This is a genomic window from Roseovarius sp. MBR-154 (assembly GCF_053628595.1).
The window spans coordinates 79613-88745 of record NZ_JBRJGR010000017.1; the positions used below are offsets into that span (position 1 = coordinate 79613).

A 9133-nucleotide genomic window follows, 5' to 3' on the forward strand; every position below is an offset into this window, starting at 1 on the left:
CCCGAAAGGACAGGGGCGTCGGCGTGCGCATTTCAGCGAGACGCCCATGACCCCCCAGGAAGAAACCGTCATCCTCAAGGCCCGCGATATCCTCGGCCGTTACCTTAGCCAAAACCCGGTCATCGGCAGCTGGCAGGCGCTGATGGACTATTGCGCTCTGACCGTCCGAGGTCCCATCGAGCGATTCCATGTCCTCTATCTCGACCGCAAGAACCGCATCATCGCCGATGAGCTTTTGTCGACCGGCACAGTCGATCATGTCCCCGTCTATCCGCGCGAGGTGATCAAGCGCGCCCTGATGCTGAACGCCAGCGCCCTGATCCTTATCCACAATCACCCTTCTGGCGATCCCACGCCGTCCGAGGCCGATCTTAGCATGACCAATGAGATCCAGAAGGGCTGCAAGTATCTCGGCCTGACGTTGCATGACCACATCATCGTCGGTGCCGGGACGGAACTGAGCCTGCGAGGTCTCGGCAAACTCTGAGGCTGTGGCCAGATCCATCACCGTCGCCCCTTCGAGGAAGAGGGTGGCGGTTTGGTCTTTGACGGATGAGGCGGGGAGAGTGGCTTCCCGCGCCGTCGGAGATATTGCCATGTTTGACCTTCCCCTGCCTATCCAGCTGAGCCCGCGTCCGATGGGGCCCGTTCCAAATTGCCCGACTGTCGCTCCTGATCCCAGCCTGCCTTTCGCGCTGACGCGGATGCGCCGGACGCCTGCAGCCTTGATGTCGGGCACTGCTGCCCCCGTGGTCGTTGAGCGTTTTGCGACCTTGGCCGATGCCATGCAGGGGGCGTTTGAGCTTGCCGTGGACAACGGCCCCGATGCAGCGCCGCAGCTTCTGGCCATCCTTGATTGCGACCAGCGCCTGGTTCTTGCCGGGGCCGCCAGTCATGGCGCTGTGGCTTGGTGCCACCCTGTCGCCAATGCTCTTGAGGCGCGGGCCGTCGTGACCGAGGCGGTTCAGCTGCGCGCCCAGGCTGGCCGTGCCATTGACTGGCACGAGCCTGAACTGGCGCAGCGGCTGCGTCACCGTGCTGATCTGCTGGATGCCCGCCTTGTCGATCCGATCTGGCGCGCCTTTGCCGCCCGGGCGCTGCAGATCGCGGCGTGACGCTCGAGAGACAGAGGAGGGATGAGGAGAGATGCGCCTTGCGGGGGAGAGCCGAGTGCATCCCCTCGCAAGGGCGCGTCGACCCGCAGCTATGTCAAGGAGAGACCCATGCGCCAGAATGAGCCCACGCTGATGGCCCCACTGCCCCCCGCCCGCGCGGATTTTCGCGCGATCCATGCCGGCCATGCGTCGAACGAGGCGCGCATTGCCGCACTGATCGCGGCCAATATGGCCTTGCTTTATGATCATCTGATGGGTGCAGGCATCACCCATGTCGCGGCCAGTTTCATCTGTGATGATGACACCTGCCTGATCACCGGCATCGCGGCCTTCGCCGATGCCACGCGCGTGGCCTGCCCGGATATGGACATCCCCTATGTCGATCTGGACCCGGATACTCCGGGTGACGCACTTCACAGGCTGCCGCTATCAGACGCAATCACGCGGCTGGCCTGCGATGTGCTGCAGGACCTGCGCGCAGCCTCGGGCACGACCCCGGCTGCCGATGGGAGTCTCTCGCTTGATGCGGCTGCGCGCGCGAACCTGTTGGATTACAACCCACACCCAACAGGCGCGCGCTGATGGACCCGGCCTATGCGCGCCTTGGCCTGGCTGTCAGCGCCACACCCTGCGCCGTGCTGCGCGCGGCGATCCGGGCGCTGCATCCCAGCCTGCGGCGCATGCACCCGTTGCGGGCGTCGCGCCACCGGTTCTACCGCGCCATGCTGGCCAGTCACGCGAACCTGCAGGCTGAGACCACGCCAGTGGGCGCGGATTGACGCCGCCCCCCTGATCGCCCCAACCCATCACCATCACTATCACCATCACCATCACACCCACACGCCCGGCCATTGGTCGGGCCTTTCCTTATGGAGACCCCAATGGCGGATTATTTCACCCGTTTTTCCTGCCTGCTGGATGTCGGTAAGCCCGACAAGGCGGCGCGCGCCTATGAAGCGTTTCTCGCTCTGCGCAACGACGCCTATTCCGAGACCGAGGCGCTGTGTTGCGGCTTTGATTTGTTGATCCAGACCGATTCTTTAGGATCGACCCTCTGGATCCACAATGGTGACAGCGGCGATCCTGAGGCGGTCATCCGTTTCGTGCTGCGCCTTGCGGGAGAGCTCGACCTCACCGGCCTATGGGGGTTCAGCTACGCCCTGACCTGCTCACGGCCACGCATTGAGGCGTTCGGCGGTGGCGCGCATGTCATCGATCTGGGCGCGCGCAAACTGATCGGCGCGACCAGCACGCAAGAATGGCTGGCCGCCGCGCTGAATGGGGAGGACGCACATGCCTGAGGTCATTTGCACAACAGTCTACCAGTTCCCTGAACTCTCGGATGCGGCCAAGGACAAGGCCCGCAGCTGGTATCGCGAGCTTGGCCCCCATGATGATTGGTGGGACGCGGTGTACGATGATTTCGAGCGCATCTGCGATATTCTCGGCGTCCGGCTCAAAACAACCCCCGTGCGGCTGATGGGCGGAGGGACGCGGGCAAAGCCCTGCATCTGGTTTTCTGGGTTCTGGAGCCAAGGGGATGGGGCCTGTTTTGAAGCATACCTCAGCCACACCAAGGGCGCGGCCGCGCGCATCCGGGACTATGCGCCCCAGGATGCGACGCTGCATGGCATTGCCGACCGGCTGCAGGCCATCCAGCGGCGCAACTTCTACCAGCTCGCTGCCGAGGTCAGCCACCGCGGTCGCTACTACCACGAATATACCATGTCCGTGGACGTCACCCGCGACAGCCCGACCTGGCAACCGCCCACCCAGGATGCCGAAGAGATTGTGACCGAGGCGATCCGCGATCTCGCCCGCTGGCTCTACCGTCAGCTACAGAGTGAATACGACCACCTTACCTCGGACGAGTCCGTTGAGGACGGCATCATCGCCAATGAATACACCTTCACCGCAGGGGGGCGGCGGTTTGGGTGAGAACGCAGAGTTGAAACCTGTCAGAAAACCGCTTATGTTTCTGACAAAGGAGCGATCATGGAGCGCATGACTGAAAGCATTATGCAAGTCGCAACAACGTTGCCGGAGGGGGTGCCCTTGGCAGCGAAGGGGCTTTTGCACCTCGGGTCGCGCGCGGCAGTCGATCAGACCCTCTCGCGCTTGGCCGCGCGTGGAGAGTTGATCCGGGCCGGACGCGGGATCTACATGCGCCCGGTCCAGACGCGCTTCGGCCCGCGTAGCCCTTCGGCCGAACAGGCGATCGAGGCGCTTGCTGCACAGAGGGGCGAGACGATCGTCCCAAGCGGCGCTTCTGCTGCGAATGCCCTGGGCCTGACGACGCAGGTGCCGGTTCAGTCGGTCTATCTCACCTCTGGTCGAAGTCGTGTACTCAGTCTTGGCCGCCAAGTGGTCGAGCTGCGCCACGCGCCGCGCTGGCAATTGGCCCTTGGGAATAAGACCTCCGGGCAGGTCGTGCGTGCTCTTGCCTGGCTTGGGCCGGAGCAAGCGACCGGCGCTCTGCCTATCCTGCGTTCCAAGCTCACGGACACAGCGAAGATGGAGTTGATCACTGTCGCGCCGCAGTTTCCGACCTGGCTGGCACAAATGATCGGGAAACTGGTCCATGGCTGAGGCGTTCCTCCGCCTCAGCGCTGGCGACCGTCTGGACGCGCTTGGTGTCGCAGCCGATCAGCTTGGGCGGCCGAGCCATCTGCTCGAAAAGGACGTCTGGGTTGTCTGGGCGATCCAGCAGCTATTCGGATCGCCCATCGGTGCCAGCCTTGTCTTCAAGGGTGGCACCTCGCTCTCGAAGGCCTATCAGGTCATTGACCGGTTTTCCGAAGATGTAGATCTGACCTTTGATATCCGCGCGCTGATCCCGGATTTGCTGGATGGTCGTGAGGATGCCATGCCAGTCTCATCCAGCGAAGAGCGGCGTTGGTCAAAGCGGATCCGACAGGCGTTGCCCGAATGGGTGGCAGGGACCGTCCAGCCGATCTTGCAGCAAGCCCTCGAGCAGGATGGAATCGAAGCCGAGCTTCGCCTCGACGGCGACAAGTTGTTCATCAACTATCCCAACCTCGCTCAAGGTACGGGATATGTTTCGCCGAGCGTGATGCTGGAATTCGGGGCGCGCTCCACCGGAGAGCCCGCATCTGCGCGCAACATTGTCTGCGATGCTGCTTCTGCGATTGAAGGCGTGGAGTTTCCGGTGGCGCGTCCCCGTGTCATGCATGCCGAGCGAACGTTCTGGGAGAAGGCGACAGCGATCCACGTCTTCTGCTTGCAGAACCGCCTGCGCAGTGATCGCTTCTCGCGCCACTGGCACGACCTTTCCAGGCTCGATGAGGCAGGCATTGCCGCTGCCGCCATCGAAGATCAGGCGCTCGCGGCCGCAGTGGCTCGTCACAAGACGATGTTCTTCTCTGAAAAGGCCGCCGATGGCGAAAAAGTCAACTACGACGCAGCGATTGCTGGACATCTTCAACTGGTCCCAAGTGGTGAGGCATTGATTGTTCTCGCAGATGATTACCGCCGGATGGTCGAAGATGGTCTCTTCGCCACGTCACCAGAGCCCTTTGATGTTTTGATGGACCGCTGTGCTGAGATCGCGCTCAGGGCGAATGCCGCTTTCAAAACTTGAGGGAACCTTTCCGATGGGAACGGGTTTTATGCGAAAAGCTTCTCGGGCAGTGAGAGGTTCGTTCCACCTTTGTTCCGAGCGGCGTCTATGGTATATGTTGGGTCAGTTATCGATTCTGGCACACGATATGGAGGCCGAGGGCATGGCAAAGAAATCAGGCGGCGACGGGCATTACCGCAGCGCAATCACAGGCCGCTACGTCACCACGGCGCACGGAAAGCGCAGCCCCAACACGACGGTCTATGAAAAGACAGGCGGCGGCGCGACCGGGTCGGCGCACAGCGCCAAAACCGGACGTTTCGTGACTGAGGGGTTTGCAAAGCGTAACCCTCGCACGACCGTGAAAGAAGATTGATGGAGGCAGGACATGAAGGACTTGAGGCTTCGCAATCTTGAAAAGTATCGGACGGGCGGAACGCAGGATCGAATGGAACTTTCGCTGCCCAGGCCAACGAGTCCTTCGGGCAAGGTGTATCATTATTCCCCAAAGGAGGATGCTGCCCCGCGTCTCTTCCTAGTGGGTGAGGCACCAGAAGAGCGTACGATCTCAGATGTTAACAGGTCTCGCATGCGTCGCGAGCCGGGGCCGGGGCAAACGGTCTGTCCGTATTCCGGCCATATGGCTGATGATGAGGAATTCACACACGCTGATGATATTGCGGCGGTGAAAAAGCACGCGCTCTGGTTGGTCGAAAATGATGTGAGCGATTGGCTCGGTGAATATGCCAAGGATTTCAACCGCAAGTTTGGAAAAGGTGGCCTCATCTCCATGAAGATGGAGCACAAGCCGCGGCGGCGTGTTGAACCGCTTGCGATACGAGAGGATTTGCTGCGCAGCCTAGATTGCGGAGTATGCGGTCGATCCTACGGGGTCTACGCACTCGCCTTGTTCTGTCCCGATTGCGGAGCACCGAACGTAGCGATGCATTTTCGTCGCGAGGTTGAGATTGTTGGGGAGCAGATTGCTCTGGCAGATGACCTCGATGAACAGGGTAGAAGCGAGATTGCCTATCGCGTCATGGGGAACGCGCATGAAGATGTTCTGACCGCCTTTGAAGCGACGCTGAAGACGGTTCATGCGTACTTGGTTCGCACGCATTTGCCCGAGAGGGTCGAAAAACTCATTGGCAAAAAAGTGATCGGCAATGCTTTCCAGAATGTTGACCGTGGTAGGAGTGTGTTTGCCAAGATTGGGATCGACCCATTTGACGGCCTGAACGATCTCGAAATCGAAAATCTGCGTCTGAACATTCAAAAGCGCCACGTTCTCGGCCACAATCTCGGCATGGCAGACGAACACTATGCGAGCTTCTCAGAAGATCACGAACCGGGTGAGACCGTCACGCTGCTTGGTGAGGATGTACAGCGGTTTGCAGATATTTGCCTCAGGGTGGTCGAGCGGCTCGAGGATTATCTGCTTCCGAACGCGACAGTGTCAGAACCCTAAGCTGTCCACATTAAATACTTACTGTCATAAAAAGTTTACGCCAGAGCTTCCGTGAGCAACGGCCTTGCGCCTCATACTCTGGGTTTCAGCAGACACCCATCACTTGTTCCCGTCGATCCACTTCGACATCAGCCCCTTGTCGCGGAAACATTCGTCCGGCACGGCGCGGCGCTTGATCCGGGCGAGGCGTTCGGCGAAGGCGACCTGTTTGGACGAGGGCAGGCTGTCCAGCGCTGTCGCGGGTGTGAGCTTGGCTTGTGCGTCGATCCAGGCGCTCAGGGAGCGCCGATCTTGCTGAACCTCCCACGGCAAAAGCGTCTGGTTGCGCAGGGCCAGCGCGCGCGCATAGGCGATTTGCTTTGGCGTCGCGGGCAGGGCGTAAGTGGTGCTTTCCATCGGGGATTTCCCTTCTTAGCTGGGCTTTCATAATAGAACATAACGGGAACAAAAACAAGCCGCCTGCAGAAATCATGGGGTTTGAGAGGAAGAGGAGGGCCGGGGAAGGTCAGGCCTGAGGGTGCCCGAAAGAGGGTGTCCGGGCCTGACCCTGTCCCTCATTCCGGAGTTTCCCGATGACCCATCTCGCCCCTTTTGCGACCGAGCGCGCGCTTGCGCCTGTTGTCCCCATCCCCTCCCCCGATACGTCGGCTGCGATCTTGAGCGTGGCCGAGGCGCTGCAGCCTGATCTGGCGCAGGGTTTCCAGATCGACGCGCGGCACCTGCGCGTTGAGATGGAGCGCGCCTTCGGCGGCTCTGATGCGACCGGCGCCTGGGACTGGAAGCTGGCCTATGAAGCAGGCGAGGCAGCGCTGGTCTTGTTCCTGCGGAAATTTGGCCGTGCGCTTCTTGCACGGGCCGGCTCGCCTGCGGCGCTGCTGCCGATCCTCGCCAAGGTATCGTGCCTCTTGCCCACGCATACCCGGCGCTCAGAGGAGATGGAGCGCTTCCAGCAATTCTCGACGCCCCTGCCAATGGGGCTGGCGGCACTGGCGGCGGCGCAGATCACACCGCGCGATCTGGTCCTCGAGCCATCGGCTGGAACAGGCCTTCTGGCGATCCTCGTCGAGATCGCAGGCGGCAGCCTCCTGCTGAACGAGCTTGCCGACACCCGCGCCGACCTTCTGCGCCTCCTCTTTCCGGGCCGACCTGTCACTTGCTTCGACGCGGCACAGATCGACGATCATCTCGACGCGGATCTGCGCCCGAGCGTCATCCTGATGAACCCGCCATTCTCGGCGGTGGCCAATGTCGACGCCCGCACCACCGAGGCGACAGCCCGGCATCTGCGCTCGGCGCTCGCGCGCCTGGTCCCCGGCGGACGGCTGGTCGCCATCACGGGAGCGGGTTTTGCGCCCGACGCACCCGCCTTGGTGGAAACCTTTGCCCGCCTGACCGAGACCGCGCATCTGGTCTTTACGGGTGCGGTGTCCGGTACCGCCTTCGCCAAGCACGGCACCAGCTTCGAGACCCGGATTTCGGTCTTCGACAAATGCCGCGGTGGCGAGGCGGGCGGCATCACAGCCGATCTGGCGCGCCCGATTTCGCTGGATGTTGCCAGCCTGCTCTCGCTGATCACTGCGCACGTCCCCCCGCGCCTTGCGCTGGCGCAGGTCGCACCCGCCGGGCAGGGCCCTTCTTCCCCCTTTCCGGGAAATCCTGCCCGCGCCACGCGCGCTGCCATCGGTACATCGCGCGCGACCCCTGCGGCCAGTTCCCACCAGTCCAGCGCACAAATCGAGGCCGAAGATCTGGCCTATGCGCTGCGCGATGCGACTGAGGAGGCCAATACCGCGCGCCTTTCCGACGCGATCTACGAGACCTTCCGGCTTCAGGCCATCGACATTCCCGACGCGGCACCGCACCCGACGAAGCTGGTGCAGTCGGCGGCGATGGCGTCCGTTGCGCCCCCGAAACCTTCCTACCGCCCGAAACTGCCCGCCGCCGTTCTGCACGAGAGCCTGCTCTCTGACGCGCAGCTTGAGACTGTGATCTATGCGGGCGAGGCGCATTCTGCGCACCTCGCCGGCTCGTGGACTGTCGATGAAACCGGCGACATGGTCTCGGCCGCGCCCGACGATGCCACGGACGCTGTCCGTTTCCGCCGCGGCTTCTTCCTTGGCGACGGCACCGGGGCGGGCAAGGGCCGCCAGTCGGCCGGGATTGTGCTCGACAACTGGGCTCAGGGTCGGCGCAAGGCGCTCTGGATCTCGAAGAGTGACAAGCTTCTCGAGGACGCTCAGCGCGACTGGTCTGCCCTTGGCCAGGAACGCTTGCTGGTCACGCCGCTGTCGCGTTTTGCACAAGGCCGCGACATCCCGCTCTCGGAGGGCATTCTGTTCACCACCTATGCCACGCTGCGCTCCGAGGAGCGGGGCGCAAAAAAGTCCCGCGTCGATCAGATCGTCGACTGGCTGGGGGCGGATTTCGACGGGGTGATCCTGTTCGATGAAAGCCACGCCATGGCTAACGCCGCTGGATCGAAAGGCGAGCGCGGCGATGTCACGGCCTCGCAGCAGGGCAGGGCCGGCCTGCGTCTGCAGCATAAGCTGCCCAATGCCCGCGTGGTCTATGTCTCGGCGACAGGGGCCACGACGGTGCACAACCTCGCCTATGCGCAGCGCCTCGGGCTCTGGGGTGGCGAGGACTTTCCGTTTTCGACGCGGGCGGAATTTGTGCAAGCTATCGAAGCTGGCGGCGTTGCCGCGATGGAGGTCCTCGCCCGCGACCTGCGGTCCCTTGGCCTCTACACCGCACGCTCGCTCTCCTATGACGGCGTTGAATACGAGATGCTGGAGCATGCGCTGACGCCGGAGCAGCGCGGCATCTACGATGCCTATGCCGGGGCCTTCCGCACGTTATGCGCAGCTGCGCATAAGGTGCGTAATCGCGAGGACGCGATAATGCGAAGGAACGCGGGACTATCGCTATCATTCGGGGAGTTCAGGGCCACGTCCTTCACATTATTTCTCC

The 9133-nt window shown here is 62.3% G+C and carries 12 protein-coding genes; 11 read left to right on the forward strand and 1 reads right to left on the reverse strand.

All coding sequences use genetic code 11. The annotated features are described in order from the left end of the window. Positions 1-46: 46 nt before the first annotated feature. The 10 genes from ACSSV4_RS17430 (at position 47) to ACSSV4_RS17475 (ending at position 6163) form a co-directional block, all read left to right on the forward strand. The gene (locus ACSSV4_RS17430; RefSeq protein WP_454276357.1) at positions 47-487 is read left to right on the forward strand and encodes a JAB domain-containing protein; all 441 of its coding nucleotides are present in this window, start codon (positions 47-49) and stop codon (positions 485-487) included. A 109-nt stretch (positions 488-596) separates the two neighbouring features. Next, on the forward strand, positions 597-1115 hold the full coding sequence (locus tag ACSSV4_RS17435) for a DNA repair protein RadC (RefSeq protein ID WP_454276358.1): 519 nt from the start codon (positions 597-599) through the stop codon (positions 1113-1115). 108 nt (positions 1116-1223) lie between these two features. Beyond that, positions 1224-1697, forward strand: a complete 474-nt coding sequence (locus tag ACSSV4_RS17440) for a DUF6878 family protein (RefSeq protein ID WP_454276359.1) — start codon at positions 1224-1226, stop codon at positions 1695-1697. Continuing rightward, positions 1697-1894 (forward strand): hypothetical protein, encoded by a 198-nt coding sequence (locus ACSSV4_RS17445; RefSeq protein WP_454276361.1) that lies wholly within the window; start codon positions 1697-1699, stop codon positions 1892-1894. Before ACSSV4_RS17440 ends, ACSSV4_RS17445 begins: the two co-directional genes overlap by 1 nt. Before the next feature lie 102 nt (positions 1895-1996). Continuing rightward, entirely contained in the window at positions 1997-2416 is a 420-nt protein-coding gene (locus ACSSV4_RS17450) for a hypothetical protein (protein ID WP_454276362.1), read from the forward strand. Further along, complete coding sequence (locus ACSSV4_RS17455; protein ID WP_454276363.1) at positions 2409-3053, forward strand: antitoxin of toxin-antitoxin stability system; 645 nt, start codon at positions 2409-2411, stop codon at positions 3051-3053. Before ACSSV4_RS17450 ends, ACSSV4_RS17455 begins: the two co-directional genes overlap by 8 nt. 57 nt (positions 3054-3110) lie before the next feature. Then, positions 3111-3704, forward strand: coding sequence for an AbiEi antitoxin N-terminal domain-containing protein (locus ACSSV4_RS17460; RefSeq protein ID WP_354545325.1), 594 nt, complete (start codon positions 3111-3113; stop codon positions 3702-3704). Beyond that, on the forward strand, positions 3697-4716 hold the full coding sequence (locus ACSSV4_RS17465; protein WP_454276364.1) for a nucleotidyl transferase AbiEii/AbiGii toxin family protein: 1020 nt from the start codon (positions 3697-3699) through the stop codon (positions 4714-4716). The genes ACSSV4_RS17460 and ACSSV4_RS17465 overlap by 8 nt, the downstream gene beginning before the upstream one ends. A gap of 127 nt (positions 4717-4843) precedes the next feature. Beyond that, positions 4844-5071 (forward strand): hypothetical protein, encoded by a 228-nt coding sequence (locus tag ACSSV4_RS17470; RefSeq protein ID WP_454276365.1) that lies wholly within the window; start codon positions 4844-4846, stop codon positions 5069-5071. 264 nt (positions 5072-5335) lie between these two features. Beyond that, positions 5336-6163: a hypothetical protein gene (locus tag ACSSV4_RS17475; RefSeq protein ID WP_454276366.1), complete on the forward strand. Its 828-nt coding sequence runs from the start codon at positions 5336-5338 to the stop codon at positions 6161-6163. Positions 6164-6262: 99 nt separating this feature from the next. Here ACSSV4_RS17475 and ACSSV4_RS17480 read toward each other — a convergent pair whose 3' ends face one another. Next, positions 6263-6559, reverse strand: a complete 297-nt coding sequence (locus tag ACSSV4_RS17480; RefSeq protein WP_111369415.1) for a hypothetical protein — start codon at positions 6557-6559, stop codon at positions 6263-6265. A 176-nt stretch (positions 6560-6735) separates the two neighbouring features. On the opposite strand from ACSSV4_RS17480, the gene ACSSV4_RS17485 reads away from it, so the two are divergent. Continuing rightward, the coding region (locus ACSSV4_RS17485; RefSeq protein ID WP_454276367.1) for a strawberry notch-like NTP hydrolase domain-containing protein at positions 6736-9133 on the forward strand (2398 nt) is incomplete at its 3' end.